This window comes from Pseudomonas sp. AP3_22 TE3818 (genome assembly GCF_053628995.1).
Window position 1 is genome coordinate 4,319,313 of the sequence record NZ_JBRJHL010000001.1, and the last position, 15,688, is coordinate 4,335,000.

At 60.9% G+C, this 15,688-nt stretch carries 13 protein-coding genes and 2 rRNA genes (1 of these 15 running past the window's edge); 7 read left to right on the forward strand and 8 right to left on the reverse strand.

Annotated features, from left to right (window positions below):
* Positions 1-678: 678 nt before the first annotated feature.
* On the reverse strand, positions 679-1,596 hold the full coding sequence (locus AB7M25_RS19500; RefSeq protein WP_429388790.1) for a LysR family transcriptional regulator: 918 nt from the start codon (positions 1,594-1,596) through the stop codon (positions 679-681).
* A 158-nt stretch (positions 1,597-1,754) separates the two neighbouring features.
* On the opposite strand from AB7M25_RS19500, the gene AB7M25_RS19505 reads away from it, so the two are divergent.
* Entirely contained in the window at positions 1,755-2,210 is a 456-nt protein-coding gene (locus tag AB7M25_RS19505; RefSeq protein ID WP_429388793.1) for a helix-turn-helix domain-containing protein, read from the forward strand.
* A gap of 36 nt (positions 2,211-2,246) precedes the next feature.
* Here the strand turns inward: AB7M25_RS19505 and AB7M25_RS19510 are convergent, their stop codons facing one another.
* Together AB7M25_RS19510 and AB7M25_RS19515 are read right to left on the reverse strand one after the other, a co-directional pair.
* A complete protein-coding gene (locus tag AB7M25_RS19510; protein WP_429388795.1) occupies positions 2,247-3,071 on the reverse strand; it encodes an alpha/beta fold hydrolase in 825 nt (274 codons plus the stop codon).
* Positions 3,072-3,107: 36 nt separating this feature from the next.
* Positions 3,108-3,683, reverse strand: a complete 576-nt coding sequence (locus AB7M25_RS19515) for a flavodoxin family protein (RefSeq protein ID WP_454237863.1) — start codon at positions 3,681-3,683, stop codon at positions 3,108-3,110.
* A gap of 367 nt (positions 3,684-4,050) precedes the next feature.
* Here AB7M25_RS19515 and AB7M25_RS19520 point away from each other — a divergent pair, with 367 nt between their 5' ends.
* Entirely contained in the window at positions 4,051-6,855 is a 2,805-nt protein-coding gene (locus tag AB7M25_RS19520) for an ATP-binding protein (protein WP_454237864.1), read from the forward strand.
* Here AB7M25_RS19520 and AB7M25_RS19525 read toward each other — a convergent pair.
* Positions 6,820-8,304 (reverse strand): ATP-binding protein, encoded by a 1,485-nt coding sequence (locus AB7M25_RS19525; RefSeq protein WP_429519490.1) that lies wholly within the window; start codon positions 8,302-8,304, stop codon positions 6,820-6,822. The genes AB7M25_RS19520 and AB7M25_RS19525 overlap by 36 nt on opposite strands.
* Positions 8,305-8,465: 161 nt before the next feature.
* Positions 8,466-9,416 carry a GlxA family transcriptional regulator gene (locus AB7M25_RS19530; protein ID WP_429388802.1) on the reverse strand — a complete coding sequence of 317 codons (951 nt, stop codon included), beginning with the start codon at positions 9,414-9,416 and terminating at the stop codon, positions 8,466-8,468.
* A gap of 306 nt (positions 9,417-9,722) precedes the next feature.
* On the opposite strand from AB7M25_RS19530, the gene AB7M25_RS19535 reads away from it, so the two are divergent.
* Positions 9,723-10,445, forward strand: coding sequence for a pirin family protein (locus AB7M25_RS19535; protein ID WP_429519494.1), 723 nt, complete (start codon positions 9,723-9,725; stop codon positions 10,443-10,445).
* A gap of 41 nt (positions 10,446-10,486) precedes the next feature.
* Here the strand turns inward: AB7M25_RS19535 and AB7M25_RS19540 are convergent, their stop codons facing one another.
* Complete coding sequence (locus tag AB7M25_RS19540) at positions 10,487-11,551, reverse strand: AraC family transcriptional regulator (RefSeq protein ID WP_429519495.1); 1,065 nt, start codon at positions 11,549-11,551, stop codon at positions 10,487-10,489.
* Between the two features lie 162 nt (positions 11,552-11,713).
* Here AB7M25_RS19540 and AB7M25_RS19545 point away from each other — a divergent pair, with 162 nt between their 5' ends.
* The 4 genes from AB7M25_RS19545 to AB7M25_RS19560 all read left to right on the forward strand — a co-directional run bounded on the left by AB7M25_RS19545 (position 11,714) and on the right by AB7M25_RS19560 (position 14,793).
* Entirely contained in the window at positions 11,714-12,565 is an 852-nt protein-coding gene (locus AB7M25_RS19545; RefSeq protein WP_454237865.1) for a 3-hydroxybutyryl-CoA dehydrogenase, read from the forward strand.
* Positions 12,552-13,211, forward strand: a complete 660-nt coding sequence (locus tag AB7M25_RS19550; protein ID WP_454237866.1) for a TetR/AcrR family transcriptional regulator — start codon at positions 12,552-12,554, stop codon at positions 13,209-13,211. The genes AB7M25_RS19545 and AB7M25_RS19550 overlap by 14 nt, the downstream gene beginning before the upstream one ends.
* An 89-nt stretch (positions 13,212-13,300) precedes the next feature.
* The gene (locus AB7M25_RS19555) at positions 13,301-13,714 is read left to right on the forward strand and encodes a VOC family protein (protein WP_429390049.1); all 414 of its coding nucleotides are present in this window, start codon (positions 13,301-13,303) and stop codon (positions 13,712-13,714) included.
* Positions 13,715-14,031: 317 nt separating this feature from the next.
* Complete coding sequence (locus tag AB7M25_RS19560) at positions 14,032-14,793, forward strand: bestrophin-like domain (RefSeq protein WP_429519496.1); 762 nt, start codon at positions 14,032-14,034, stop codon at positions 14,791-14,793.
* 65 nt (positions 14,794-14,858) lie between these two features.
* Here the strand turns inward: AB7M25_RS19560 and rrf are convergent.
* A 5S ribosomal RNA gene (gene rrf / locus AB7M25_RS19565) occupies positions 14,859-14,974 on the reverse strand.
* A 171-nt stretch (positions 14,975-15,145) separates the two neighbouring features.
* Positions 15,146-15,688, reverse strand: a 23S ribosomal RNA gene (locus AB7M25_RS19570); it runs 2,351 nt beyond the window's last position.

Here is a 15,688-nt window from a genome sequence, read left to right on the forward strand (position 1 = left end):
TGTGGCTTTCAGGAATAGAGGCTGACGGCTTTTAAACAGAGCTGTCAGCACACTGCATATTCCCTGTGAGAGATTGGTTGACTGGCAGTCCGCCATCGCGGGCAAGCCCGCTCCCACAGAGATTGGGGACATCTGCAAAAATCAGGTCGGGTGGCAGACCGCCTTCGCGAGCAGGCTCGCTCCCACTGTTGGACTGGGTACATTCGAAAGAAATTGGTCGGCTGGCAGGCCGCCATCGCGAGCAAGCTCGCTCCCACAGAAGAGCAGAGCAAAAGCAAATCGGCGTACACCCACGCTTCTCACCACTCATCAGGCCGAGCGTTAGCTCGCCTGCAGCTTGTGATCTTGATCCACCCGCCCCCTCGGCAGGCTGAGTGGAGGTGTTCATCCGGGGATGGGCGCGTAGCGCCGTTCGACGCAGTCGAACTCATTGCATGTAGGTCGAAGCGAAGCCGACCGGAGGGCAATGCCCCCGGATGAATACCGCAGCGAAGGTACACCGAGCCTCAGCGAGGGGCCGTACGTAAGGGGCGAGCGTTTTTTGCTTCCTTTTTTAGGCGCTTGTAAAAAAGGGAGTCGCCGTAAGGGCGAAACCGCCAGCCGCCGCTACCAAAGAAACGGATATGTACTCAATCAACCAAGAACCTGGTCGGCCCAGAGGCCGCCAAGGCCAAAAGCCTAACGAACATCCAAAGCCAAAGACATGAACTGCCCAATCCGCTCCCGCAACCACCGCTCCGCCGGATCATTGTCATGCACCCCGCTCCAGGCCATCGACAACTGCGCCGCCTCAATCTCGAACGGCGGATCCTCAGCCCGCAACCCACACCCCTCGACCAACGCACACGCTGCATAGTCCGGCACGGTAGCGATCATCTCCGTCCCCGCGAGCAACGCCCGCAACCCACTGAACTGCGGCACCCCCAACACCACACGACGACTACGCCCGACCTTCGCCAGATCCAGATCGATATTGCCGCTCAAGTCACCGGAAAACGACACCATCGCATGGGGCCGTTCGCAGTATTCATCCAGGGTCAGCGGCCCCGGCCGGGTATCACCGCGCAGCACTTTGCAGGGAATATCGCGCAGCTTCTTGCGCTTGGCATTGGCCGGCAGGTCCGTGGTGTAACTGACGCCCACCGAGATCTCCCCCGACGCCAGCAACGCCGGCATCAACAGGTAATTGGCCCGCCGCACAACCACGACGATGCCCGGTGCCTCCTCTTGCAATTGACGCAGCAACGGCGGAAACAAACCGAACTCGGCATCGTCCGACAGCCCGATGCGGAACACATCGCAACGGGTCGCCGGATCGAATTCCCTGGCCCGGCTGACCGCACCGGAAATGGTGTCCATCGCCGGCTGCAGCTCCTTGAGAATCGCCAGTGCCCGCGCCGTCGGCTCCATGCCGCGACCGTTGCGCAGCAGCAATGGATCGTCGAACAGATCACGCAGTCGCCCCAGCGCAGCGCTCACCGCCGGTTGGCCCATGAACAGTTTTTCCGCGACGCGGGTCAGATTTTTTTCGAACATCAACGCCTCGAAAATCACCAGCAGGTTCATGTCGACGCGACGCAGATCATTACGGTTCATAGGCACGGTTCCCTTGTGTGCTCGGCCAGGCGCGAGGTTGAGAAGTGTGTCTGACTTTACCCAGGCCGTCCCGCACTTAACGAGGAATTAACAACGATTAACTCGCAAGCCAGAGCCTTCGGGTCCAAGAATGAAGCCTACCGACACGGACATTCACCATGGCTCACGTTCAGCAAAATGCCGCGCCCGCGCCATTCACGCCTGTGCCAAAGAAAAGCACCGGTGGCCTCAGCCCGCAGCGCGAACGGCTGGTTAAACAACTGATCCTCGAGCGCCTCGGCGACAGCCTGGAAGTCACTGAACTGGCAAAGGCCTGCGCCCTCTCGCGCAGTCACTTTTCCCGCGCGTTCAAGTGCAGCACCGGCCTCTCGCCGCAAGAATGGATTCGCCAGCAACGCGTTGCCCTGGCCAAACAATTGATCCAGTACACCGACATGAGCCTTACGCAAATCAGCCTCGAATGCGGCTTCTGCGATCAGGCGCACTTCTGCCACATCTTCACCCGCAGCGAAGGCATCAATCCGTTTGCCTGGCGCTGTCAGATGGTGCGTGGCCTTAAAAGCAAAAGATCGCAGGCTTCGCCAGCGCCTACGGGCATGCACGCTAGCGTGTAGGCGCTGGCGAAGCCTGCGACCTTTTGATCTGGTTTGTTAACCTTTCAAGAACGCCAACAGGTCAGCGTTGAGCTGATCCTTGTGGGTGTCCGTCAACCCGTGAGGGGCACCTGGGTAAACCTTCAGGGTCGAGCCTTTGACCAGTCTGGCCGAGGACACACCCGCCGCCTCGTAAGGCACGACCTGATCCGCGTCGCCATGCACTACCAGCGTCGGTACGTCGAACTTCTTCAAGTCTTCGGTGAAGTCGGTTTCCGAGAACGCCTTGATGCAGTCATGGGCGTTCTTGTGGCCGGCCATCATGCCTTGCATCCAGAACCAGTCGATCATGCCCTGGGACGGTTTCGCGCCCGGCTTGTTGAAGCCGAAAAACGGTCCGCTGGCGAGGTCGATATAGAGCTGCGAGCGGTCGGCCAGCGAGGCCTGGCGGATGCCGTCGAACACGTCGAGCGGCAGGCCGCCGGGGTTGGCTTCGGTCTTGAGCATCAGGGGCGGCACCGCGGAAATCAGCCCGGCCTTGGCCACGCGGCCGGTGCCGTGGCGACCGATGTAGCGCGCCACCTCTCCACCGCCGGTGGAGAAGCCGAACAGCACGGCGTCTTGCAGGTCGAGCAGCTCGATCAACTGCGCCAGATCGTCGGCGTAATGGTCCATGTCATTGCCCGACCACGGCTGGCTGGAACGCCCATGACCGCGACGGTCGTGGGCGATGACCCGATACCCGTTGGAGGCCAGGAAAATCATCTGCGATTCCCAACTGTCGGCGTTCAGCGGCCAGCCGTGACTGAAGACAATCGGCTGACCGGTGCCCCAGTCCTTGTAGTAAATCTCGACGCCATCGCGGGTGGTGAAGGTACTCATGGGTAATGCTTCCTTAACGAGGGTTGGGGGGGTGAATCAAACGGGAAGTCGGTTCAGGCGATCGGCCAGGCGCGCCACCCGCTCGCCCAGATGCGCGGCGGTGCAGCGATCCTCGGGAGGCGGCGCATCGTCGGGGGATTGCTCGACATTCGACTGGGCCATGGCGCCCAGTGAGCTGCCCAGGCGATTGAGTTGGCCGTTGAACGCGCCGGTGCTGGAACGCGCCGGCAGCAGGTCGAGGCCGACCCAGATCATCGAGTGCTGCGCGGCGAACACCGCCATCTGCAGCAAGGTGTTGAGTTTGTCGCCGCACAGGCAGCCGGAATTGGTGAAGCCCGCCGCGAGTTTGTCGCGCCAGGGCTGGGCCAGGTAGAACGCCGCCGTGGCCTCCATGAAGCCCTTGAAGGCCGCCGAGGCGCTGCCCATGTAGGTCGGCGCGCCGAAGATGATGGCGTCGGCGTTGTGCAGCCGCGCCCAGTGCTCGTCCACTTCCTCGACCGGGATCAACTGGCAGGTGCTGCCCAGGTGCCGCTCGACGCCCGCGGCCACGGCTTCGGCCATGACCCGGGTGTGCCCGTAGCCACTGTGATAGACCACCACCACGTTGCTCATTGCGGTGTCCTTGCGAATGATTGAATTCCCTTTGTAGGAGCGAGCTTGCTCGCGATGGAGTATCAGTCAACACCCATGTGGCTGACACACCATCGCGAGCAAGCTCGCTCCTACAGGGATAGAGTTTTGTGCGCAGACCAGACGCGCGACGAGTTAAACGTTGTTAATTTTCCTTGGCGCGCAAAAAGCCCCGGCATGTCCTGCCCTTCTGTCGCACCCAATGTTTTCGGGCCCGACAGCCGCTGGCCGATACGCTAGAGTCAATGCCTGCCCCTTCAGTCACCCGGGCGGCACGTTGCGCTGCGTAAAAAACCTGAGGAATATGCTCGTAAACCGCGAACCAGACGGCTGCAGCAGGAGCGACTCGTTGACCCTTTCCCCCGAACAGGCTGTGCATTTCGGCCCCTACCGGGTCTACCCCGGACAACGCCTGGTGATGGAGGCCGACCAGCCCTTGCGCCTGGGCCGGCGCGCCATGGACATCCTGTTGATCCTGCTGGAACACGCCGGCAACGTGGTCAGCAAGCAGCAATTGATCGCCCGGGTCTGGCCCGACAGCGTGGTCGAAGACATCAACCTGCGGGTGCACATGGCCGCGCTGCGCAAGGCGCTCGGCGACGGCCAGGCCGGCCAGCGCTACATCGTCACCGTGGCCCAGCGCGGGTACAGCTTCGTCGCACCGCACTCACGGGAGCCGGTCGAACAACCGCCGGCACCCGTGTCTTGCGCGCCGAGCCGGCATAACCTGCCGGTGCGCCGCACACGCATGATCGGCCGGCGGACGCTGGTCGACAATCTGGTGGTGCAACTGCCGCGCCAGCGCTTCATCACCCTCGTCGGTCCCGGCGGCATCGGCAAGACCACAGTGGCCTTGCGGGTCGCCGAACAAATGATCGGCCTCTACCGGGACGGTATTCGCCTGCTGGACCTGGCCCCGATCAACTGCCCGCTGATGATCAACGGTCATCTGGCGACGTTGCTTGAATTGGCCCTGCACGACGACGAACCCCTGAACGGGCTGGCGGACTGTCTACGCGACAGGCAAATGCTGCTGGTCATCGACAACTGCGAACACCTGGTCGACGCCATCGCCCAGCTCTGCGAAAACATTCTGCGCAGTGCGCCGCACGTGCACATTCTCGCCACCAGCCGCGAGAGCCTGAGGGCCGAAGGCGAATGCGTCCAGCGCCTGGCATCACTCGACTGCCCGCCGCCCATCGCCGTCCTGGACCGCGCCCAGGCCATGACCTTTTCCGCCCTGCAACTGTTTGTCGAGCGGGCCATGGCCAGCCATGACAGCTTTGAACTGACGGACGATGAACTGCCGCTGTTGATCGACATCTGCCACCGACTGGACGGCATTCCACTGGCCATCGAACTGGCGGCGGCGCAAGTGGGCAACTTCGGATTAGCCGGCTTGCTGGCGCAGTTGCAAAGCAGTTTCCGGGTGTTGACCCAGCCCTGCCAGACGCCCCTGGCACGCCATCAGACCCTGCGCGCGACACTGGACTGGAGCTTCGAGCTGCTCAACGCCTGCGAAAAGACCTGCCTGCGCCGACTGAGTGTGTTTCGCGGCGGCTTCACCCTGGAGTCCGCAGCGGCGGTGATTGTCGGCGAACACATCGAACCTCGCGAAGTGTTCGGCTCGATCACCCAACTGGTCGCCAAGTCCCTGTTGAACGTGGAGGTGGGCGATGAGGATGTCTACTACCGTCTGCTCGATACCACCCGCAGCCATGCGCTGGAAAAACTCGCGCAAAGCCCCGACCTGCCCGGCACACGGGAGCGCCATGCCGAGCGTTGCCTGGCGCTGATGCAACAGGCGCAGGACGAATGGGAGAACACCTCGACCGGCCTGTGGCTCGAGCGCTATGGCCGGACCCTGGAGGACATCCGCGCGGCCCTCGACTGGGGTTTGCACGGGCAAGGGCCGCAGGCACTGGCGATTCGCCTGGCCGCGACGTCCACGCCCCTGTGGCAGGAGCTGTCACTGCTCAAGGAACACGGCGGTTATGTGCGCAAGGCCCTGGCCCTGCTCGAGCAGTCTGCCGAGCCTTGCCCGCGTTTGCAGATGACCCTCAAGCTGGCCCTGGGCAGTGCCTGTTACCACGCTCAAGGCGCGAGCGCCGAAACCGTTGGCGCCTTTGTCAGCGCCAGAACCCTGGCCAGCCGACTCAACGATGTGGCCGGTCAGTTGCGGGCGATTTCCGGTCACCTGGCGGTCAATCTCAGTTGCGGCCAATACCAGATGGCTCTGCAACAGAGCCGGCAATTCGATCAACTGGGGCTGCATGATGACGCCCTGTTATCCCTGAGCACGCATCGACTGCGGGTGCTTGCCCTGCATTTTTCCGGCGACCAGCAACAGGCCGGTGAGCATGCCGAACAGGTACTGCAACGCATGGCCCACAGTGGTCATCTCAACCGGTTCACCCATGGCTTCGGCGTGCAATACGACCAGAGTGTCGCGGCGCTGACCATCCAGGCGCGCATCCTCTGGCTGCGAGGCCAACCGGAACAGGCCTGGCGCGCAGCCCGGCAGGCGCTGGACATCGCGTTGCAGATCAACCACGGCACGTCGATCTGCTACACCCTGGCGCTCGCCGGCTGCCTGATCGCCTACTACAACGGTGACACCCGCAGCGCCCGCGAACTCCTGCGCCTGCTGCTGCTGCAGGCGCAGAAACACTCGGTCCTGCTGTTCCATACCTGGGCGCAACACTACGCACAGGTGATCGGCGGTGTCGATGTCGCGCCCGCCAGGCAACGAAGTGTCGGATTGATCAAAGACATCATGGTCACGCTGGATTCCACCTGCGTCGATGACGACTTGCTCGAACGTGCGCAAAACGGCGCGTCGGGCTGGAGCACGGCAGAGATACTGCGGGCCAGGGCCGAGACGCTGCTGGCAACGGAGTGTCCGGCCAACGCTGCGATGGCTGAAACCGTGTTGCTCAAGGCACTCGACGTGGCAAAATCCCAGGGCGCCCTGGCCTGGGAGCTGCGCAGCGCCACCTCGCTGGCGCAATTGTGGCAGCGTCAGGGCCGCCACCAAAAGGCGCATGCATTGCTGGCGCCGGTCTACCAGCGCTTCACCGAAGGTTTTGCCACGCCGGACCTGAAAGCAGTCCGCCACTTACTCGGTGAGTTGCATTGTCACTTGCCGGCCTGAAGGCCTGGGCGTTTGATTGTCGAAACCGGCATAACGCATTTCAAGGGTGCGCAACTGCCCACTGAGTTCGAGCTTTTCCAGGGCATAGGTGCGGGTGGTGTTGAGGAAGCGGTAACGGATCACCCCGCCGCCCTGCTCCAGGGACAGCAATGATTTGAGTGCGAGGTTGTCCAGCACCTCGATCAGCTCGGCGACCGGTATCGCGTCGCCGCTGATCGCGCCTATCGCGGCATCCTGGGTGAAGGCCATCTTGAAGACCGCCAAGCGCTGCAACACGGATTGTTCCAGCGCAGTCAACCGTTCGTAACTCCAGTCCAGCGCGGCCTTGAGGGTCTGATGCCGGGGGACGGCCGTGCGGCGGCCCTGGGTCAGCAATTGAAAACAGTTGTCGAGTTGCGCCTGCAACCCCACCAGGGCCAACGCGTCGATTTGTGCTGCCGCCAGTTCAATCGCCAGCGGCAGGCCGTCGAGGCGCCGGCAGATTTCACGCACGGCCTTGAGGTCTTGCTCGCGCAAGGTGAAGCCTTGCTGACGGGCCCGGGCACGGCTGACGAACAACTGCACCGCCGAATAGCCCATGACCTCGGCAACGCTGCGCAGCGCTGACGCCGGCGGCACCGCCAGCGGTGGCAGACGCAACACGGTTTCGCCCACGGCCTGGAGTGGCTCGCGGCTGGTGGCGAGGATCGACAGTCGCGGCATCGATTGCAGCAGAGTCTCGACCAACGTCCGGCAGCGCTCGAGCAGATGCTCGCAGTTGTCCAGGACCAACAGGGCATGCCGCTGTGCCAGCGCCTCCAGCGTGGTGCCGACCTCCAGCCCAAGGGTTCGTGCGAGATGATCGGTCACTTGCGCCGGGTCATCGATCGCCGCCAGGTCCACCAGCCACACGCCATGCCGATAGTGCTGCAACAACAGTTCGGCCACGCGCAAGGCCACGGTGGTCTTGCCGATCCCGCAAGGCCCGACCAGGGTCATGAATCGCCGCACCGGCAACTGCCGCACCAGGCTGCCGACAAGGGCATCGCGCCCGGAGATCGACGTGAGCCGTGCCGGCAAGTTGTGCAGGGGCTTTTGTACGGTCTGGCTCGGGAACGCCACGGGCTCCGGCAAGTGCTGCACCGAGGCGACAAAACTGTAGCCGCGCTGGGGAATGTTGACGATATAGCACTGACCGTTCTGCCCGTCGCCCAAGGCCCGACGCAGGGCAGCGATGTGCACGCGCAGGTTGATCTCTTCGACCACGGAGCGCGGCCAGACCTGCGCAATCAACTCGTCCTTGCTGACCACCGAGCCCGCGTGTTCGACCAGCACCTGCAACACGTCAAGGGCGCGGCCGCCCAGGCGCAGCGGTCGATTACCCTCCAGCACCAGCCGCTGACTGAGGTGGAAAGCGTAGGGTCCGAATTGCAGCACCGCTTCGTTGCTGACATCTCTGAGGCTGTTCATGGGCAGTCACTCGCGGGAAACCTGATCTGGCACGTGAGTCCATCCAGGCTCCGCACCTTCCTTGCAATGAGTTACCTCGTATCTTGGCAGTCCTTGGTGACGGTACAACCGTTGCGGGGGGAGCGTAACGGCCATTGCGGTGCGCAAAACGGACACGCACCCTAGCTGAATTGCTCGCGGTATTGAGTCGGGGTCAAGCCAAGCTTTTCACTGAACAGAAAACGCATGTGCCGCACGCTGCCGAAGCCGCTTTTGAAGGCCACGGTCTTGAGCGGCAACTCGGTGGTTTCCAGCAGGTTCCTGGCGCAATCGATGCGCGCGCTTTGCACAAACTCCATTGGCGTCATGTTCACCTCCCGGGCAAAAACCCTGGTGAAATGCCGCGGGCTCATGTTGGCGAGTCCCGACATGCATTCGATGCTGAAGGACTCGTCGAGGTGTTCGAGCACGTGGTTCTGCACGCGGGTAATCGCCGTTTCGTGAGGCGCCACCGCCGCCATCAACGGACTGAACTGCGCTTGCCCGCCCTGGCGTTTCATGACCACCAGCAACACCTTGGCCACGTCCTGGGCGACTTTTTTGCCATGGTCCTGTGCCACCACCGACAGCGCCAGGTCGATCCCGGCGGTGACACCGCCGGAAGTGATCAGGTTGCGGTCCTGGACAAAGATCTGGTCGGTCTCGACGGTCGCTTTCGGAAAGCCCTTGATCAGCCGCTCGGTGTAGTGCCAGTGGGTGGTGACGCGATAGCCATCGAGCAAACCCGCATGCCCCAGCACAAACGCCCCAGTGCAGATCGAGCCGTAACCGGCGGACCGGCTGACGTTGTGCCTGAGCCAGTCGAGCAACGGCGGATGCTTTTCGTTGTAGGCACCGGGACCACCGGGTACCAGCAGCAAATCAAAACCTTCGCAGGCCTGATCGATGTGCCGGTCGGCCTGCACGCTCACGCCATTGGACGCGCGCAATGCGCCGGGTTCGGTGCCGATGGTCGTCAGCACATAGTGATCGTCGGGTTTCAGATAACGATTGGCGATGGAAAACACTTCCATGGGCCCGGCCATATCGAGCAGGAGAAAGTCGGGAAACAGCACCATTGCCACGGTTTTCATGGATTGGAATTCACTGGATTAATTGAGACGGTGCACATCCTCTGTGGGAGCGGGCTTGCTCGCGAATGCGGTGGATCAGTCAGCATGGATGTTGACTGACCCACCGCATTCGCGAGCAAGCCCGCTCCCACAAAAGACATGCCATTCATCAGGGCCGAATATCGGAACAGAATAGCTGATTCGCGCTCACAAATTGTCAACCATAAAGAGACAGTATTTCAATTTTCACCTACTTATTGCACAAACGAGTAAACATTAACCTTCTCCTCACTCGGACGAATTCACGTCCCCACAGGAGATTTCATCATGCTGACTCTTCGCAAAGCCTCGGATCGTGGTCTGGCCAATCACGGCTGGTTGAAGTCGTTCCACACCTTTTCCTTCGCCAACTACCGCAATCCGAAAGAGCAGGGTTTTTCCGACCTGTTGGTGATCAATGACGACCGCGTCGCCGCCGGCAAAGGCTTCGGCCAGCACCCGCACCGCGACATGGAGATCTTCTCCTATGTGCTTGAGGGTGCCCTGGAACACAAGGACACCCTGGGCACCGGGTCGGTGATCCGCCCCGGCGATGTGCAACTGATGAGCGCTGGCAGCGGCGTGGCCCACAGTGAGTTCAACCACTCCAGCACACGGCCGGTGCACTTTCTGCAGATCTGGATCGTGCCCGACGTCAGCGGCGCCAAACCGCGCTATCAGCAGGAGCACTTCAGCCCCCAGAAAAAACGCGGGCGCCTGCAACTGATCATCTCGCCGGACGGCGCCAAGGGTTCGCTGAAGGTGCGTCAGGATGCACGGGTGTATGCCGGCCTGATCGACGGCAAGGAAAGCGCCACCCTGGAACTGGCCGCCAACCGTTATGCCTACGTGCACGTGGCCCGGGGCAGCGTCGAACTCAACGGTGTGTTGTTGCAGGAAGGCGACGGTGTGCGGGTCCGTGATGAACGGGCGCTGACCTTGAGCAACGGCGTGGACGCTGAAGTATTGGTCTTCGACCTGCGTCCGCAGGAACTGCCGGAAATGCCATGACGGATCCCTGTGGGAGCGAGCCTGCTCGCGAAGGCGGAGTGTCAGACGACATCACTGTTGAATGACCTATCGCTTTCGCGAGCAGGCTCGCTCCCACAGTCTCCCTGATAACGGGCCCGATAGCGCCCCGGACTCTCCCCGGTCCACTTCTTGAACGCCCGATGGAAGGCGCTGGGCTCCTGGAAGCCCAGTTGCTCGGCGATATCGCTGATGCTCGCGTCGCTCTGACGCAATTGCTCAAAGGCCACGCCACGGCGTACTTCGTCCTTGATCTCCTGATAGGAACAGCCTTCACGCTCCAGTTTGCGGCGGAAGGTGCTGGGGCTCAGGTGCTGTTCCAGGGCAAAGGCCTGCAACGTTGGCCATTCACTGTAGTGACTGCCGCGCAAGCGCTGATGAACCTGCGATGCCAGGCCATGCTGGTTACGAAAGCGGATCACCAGCCATTGCGGCGCGGTGCGCAGAAACACTTTCAGCGACGCCAGGTCCTGAACCACCGGCAGGCGCAGGTAATGGCTGGCAAATTCGATTTCAGTGCGCTCGGCACCGAAGGTCAGGTTGGGTCCCCAAAGCAGGCGGTCGTCACTCAGCGACAGGCGCGAATGGCGAAAGTCCGCACGGTCAATGGGAATGCGCCGCCCGCCCAGCCAGCACAGCAGACTGATCATCAACACCAGGAAGGTTTCTTCGCCAAACCGGCTGGCATCGTTGTCCTTCGAACGGGTCTGCAGGCTGATGACCGCACGTTTGCCCCGCACGGCCAGCGAGCCACGAAAGTCGCGCAGGAACAGCCCGAAGTTGGCCAGGCACTGACGCATGGCCTTGTGCAGATCGGGTTCCTGAATCAGGGCGCGGCAAATCAGGGCGAAACTGCCCGGCGGCATGCCATGGGAATCGAGCCCGAAAAACTCGTCGTCGAGTTCGCGGATCTGAATCAGCCACAACGCCGCAAACGCATTGGCCGGCACCCGCGCCGTGGGTTGTTGCATGACCGCCGGATCAATGCCCGCCTGTTCGAGCACGGCCGTCACGCGCTGCGGATCGTCCCTCAGCCCATGGATCATTGCCTGCACGAAATAGGCGGCAACCGAGTCCTTTTCCCGCATTGGTTCGCTTCTCTCTCATCACCCGAATGGCAAAAAACATCAGTGCCGTTGAACAGTTTTGGCATAGGACAACCGCCCTGCCGGCTCTAGACTCGCGGCAATAGTACGCCTTCGGCTGCAGTCGCGGCCAAGGTATCGCAGGGTTTGATCGAAGGACGGAAAATGAATCTGCAAAACATCGGTGTAATCGGTGCGGGCACCATGGGCAACGGCATCGCACAGGTCTGTGCCATGGCCGGTTTCAACGTGACCCTGCTCGACATTTCTGAAAGCGCGTTGCAAAAAGCCGTCGCGACGGTCGGTAAAAATCTTGACCGGCAGATCGCCAAGGAAACCCTGACACCGGAGCAGAAACAGGCCACCCTCGACAGAATCCGCACCAGCACCGATTACAGCGTCCTGCGTGACGCGCAACTGGTCATCGAAGCGGCCACTGAAAATCTCGACCTGAAACTGCGTGTACTGCAACAGATCGCCGCGCAAGTCAGCAACGAATGCGTCATTGCCTCCAATACCTCGTCGCTGTCGATCACCCAACTGGCCGCCAGTGTCAGCCAGCCAGAGCGCTTCATCGGCCTGCATTTCTTCAATCCGGTGCCGGTAATGGGCCTGATCGAAGTCATCCGCGGCCTGCAAACCAGTGACGCGACCCATAAACTGGCGCTGGACATGGCGACCACGCTCGGCAAAACCGCGATCACCGCCGGCAACCGTCCGGGCTTCGTGGTCAACCGGATCCTGGTGCCGATGATCAACGAGGCGATCCTGGTGTTCCAGGAAGGCCTGGCCAGCGCCGAAGACATCGACGCCGGCATGCGCCTGGGCTGCAACCAGCCTATCGGCCCGTTGGCCCTGGCGGACCTGATTGGCCTGGATACCCTGTTGTCGATCCTCGAAGCCTTCTATGACGGATTCAACGACAGCAAATATCGCCCGGCGCCATTGCTCAAGGAAATGGTCGCTGCCGGTTACCTGGGGCGCAAGACGGGGCGCGGCTTCCATGCCTATGCCTGAGCGTTGCTCGCGCTTTGCCGAGTACCGGGACAAGGTCCTGGAGCTGTTTGCCTGCAAGGGGTTCGGCCAGGTCGGCATGCGTGAGCTCGCGACGTGCCTGGGGCTCTCTGCGGGCTCGCTGTATCACCATTACCCGAGTAAACAGCATCTGCTGCTGGACCTGATCGAGGAGTTCTACGAGGAGCTGCTGGCTACTCTGGGGCGCATCCAGCAAAAAGCGCCCGGCAAACGCGACAAACTCAACAGCCTGATTCGCGCTCATCTGAATCTGCATCGGGAGATGCCTTGGCATTTCCGCCTGGTGGAGCGCGACAGCGGTTGCCTGAACGAAGAGCAACAGGCTCGGGTCAGGCAACTGCGCGAGCAATACGAACGCACGTTGCTGAAGATGCTGTGCGCGAAGTCCCGTTTCAGCGAGCAAGGCCTGCTGGCCGCCGGGCATGCCATTGGCGCGCTGCTCAACAGCGCCCCCAGCTGGCTGACGCCCCATGTGCTGGACGAGCAGGAACGTGAGGAGCTGCTGGAAAGCATGGTCAGCGGCGCCATCGAGCGTGTGCTGGCGCCGCGGCGTGTGCCGGAGACGATAAGCCTCGCCCGCCCTATGGAAAAAACATCTAAAGAAACACAAGCTCCGACAAAGATTTAGCGCTTTGCTTGTCGGCTCGACACAATCGGAATTCGCCGAAAAAACCGGCGTCCAAACCGTTGTATGTACTCGAGCACCTGGAGCCGACCATGAAAATCAATCCCTACCTTATCTTCAATGGCGACTGCAAAGCCGCCTTCACGTTCTACGCGACGTGCCTGCAAGGCCAGATCGAAGCCATGTTGACCTTTGGTGAAACCCCTGCCGGTGAGCATTTCCCCAAGGATCTGCACAACCTGATCATCCATACCCGCCTGATCGTGGGCGATCAGGCGATCATGGGGTCGGACACCACACCGGATCGCCCCGTCGATAAAATGAGTGCCTGCTCGATTTCACTCAACGTCGACAGCATTGTCGAGGCCGAACGGGTGTTCAATGCACTGGCGGACGGTGGCACTGTGCAAATGCCCCTGGAGACCACGTTCTGGGCAGCGCGCTTCGGCATGCTCGTCGACCGTTTTGGTGTGTCGTGGATGGTCAATTGCGAAAAGGATCAGTGAACGGCCTTAGTCGATCGACAGAAATGAAGGCACAAAAAAGCCCAACCTGAAAAGGTTGGGCTTTCTGGAAACTCCCGGCCTGTCTGCTACCGTCAACTTGCCACATCGATAGCAGCGAACCAGAGGAGGAAACCTCCCATGCCGGCCCGTGACCTGTCCTGGCCCACCCGTTTCAAACTCTTGCTCCTGGAACCCATGCCAACGGACCGCTGTGGGCTCGCGACGCGACGACCATCGAGAGACGCAAGCTCAAAAGCAGCGTGATCAAGTACCGGTAGATATCTCCCCGCGGAAGGTAGCGTCAACGGAGGTTGAATTTGAATGATCTGGTGATCGCCCTCATCGTCTTCGCCTGCCTGTCCGCCAGCGCACTGCTGGGTTCGTACGTGAGAGAGCGGTTACCGAGCCATCATCTGAGCGATGACTCAGTAGCGGTGCTGAAGCTGGGCACCGGCCTCATCGCAACGATGTCGGCGCTGGTCCTCGGCCTGCTCGTTTCCTCTGCCAAAGGCACCTTCGATACGGCCAATGCCGAGCTGGAGGGCGCGGCAGCGAAAGTGATTCAATTCGACCGCTTGCTGGCCCGCTATGGCCCCGATACCCAGAGTATCCGTACCGAGCTCAAGCACAACTACGCCGAAGTCACCCAAGTGCTCGCGACCCGCGATCACCGTCAGATTGCACAACTCGACAGCCCCGAAGTGATCCGTCGCTCCGAAGGCCTGCAACGCCAGGTCGAATCACTGTCTCCCGGTAACGATGATCAGCGCTCGCTCAAAGCCAAGGCATTGCAAGACATGGACGCCGTGTTTGCCGCCCGCTGGCTGACCCTGCTGCAGTCCAATCAATCGATTCCACCGGTGATGCTGGTGATCCTGGTGACGTGGCTGGGGATTATCTTCGGCTCGTTCGGCCTGTTTGCACCACGCAACGGGACCATTGTCGTCGTATTGCTGATGTGTTCCCTGTCGACGGGGGCAACCATCTTGCTGGTGGAGGAACTCAATCGACCGCTTGATGGTTTTATCTGTGTGTCGCTGGAACCGCTGGAGCACACACTGGAGCGGTTGGGGCAGTAGTTTGAATTTCCGGCGGACAAAAACAAAACCCCAACTGCTTTCGCAATTGGGGTTTCGGAATTTAATCTTGACGATGACCTACTCTCACATGGGGAAACCCCACACTACCATCGGCGATGCATCGTTTCACTTCTGAGTTCGGGATGGGATCAGGTGGTTCCAACGCTCTATGGTCGTCAAGAAATTCGGGTACTGAGTCGTGGCCAGGTGGCCTCGCTTCAGCAAATTGGGTAGGTGATAGTCTGGTGTTTTGCGAGTCTCTCGAACTTTCGGTTCGTTTCGTCTTCACACACCGCAATCTGGTGCTCTTTCGCCTTTTCAGCTCGAAGCATGCAAATTGCTTGGGTGTTATATGGTCAAGCCTCACGGGCAATTAGTATTGGTTAGCTCAACGCCTCACAGCGCTTACACACCCAACCTATCAACGTCGTAGTCTTCGACGGCCCTTCAGGGGACTCAAGGTCCCAGTGAGATCTCATCTTGAGGCAAGTTTCCCGCTTAGATGCTTTCAGCGGTTATCTTTTCCGAACATAGCTACCCGGCAATGCCACTGGCGTGACAACCGGAACACCAGAGGTTCGTCCACTCCGGTCCTCTCGTACTAGGAGCAGCCCCTCTCAAATCTCAAACGTCCACGGCAGATAGGGACCGAACTGTCTCACGACGTTCTAAACCCAGCTCGCGTACCACTTTAAATGGCGAACAGCCATACCCTTGGGACCGGCTTCAGCCCCAGGATGTGATGAGCCGACATCGAGGTGCCAAACACCGCCGTCGATATGAACTCTTGGGCGGTATCAGCCTGTTATCCCCGGAGTACCTTTTATCCGTTGAGCGATGGCCCTTCCATACAGAACCACCGGATCACTAAGACCTACTTTCGTACCTGCTCGAC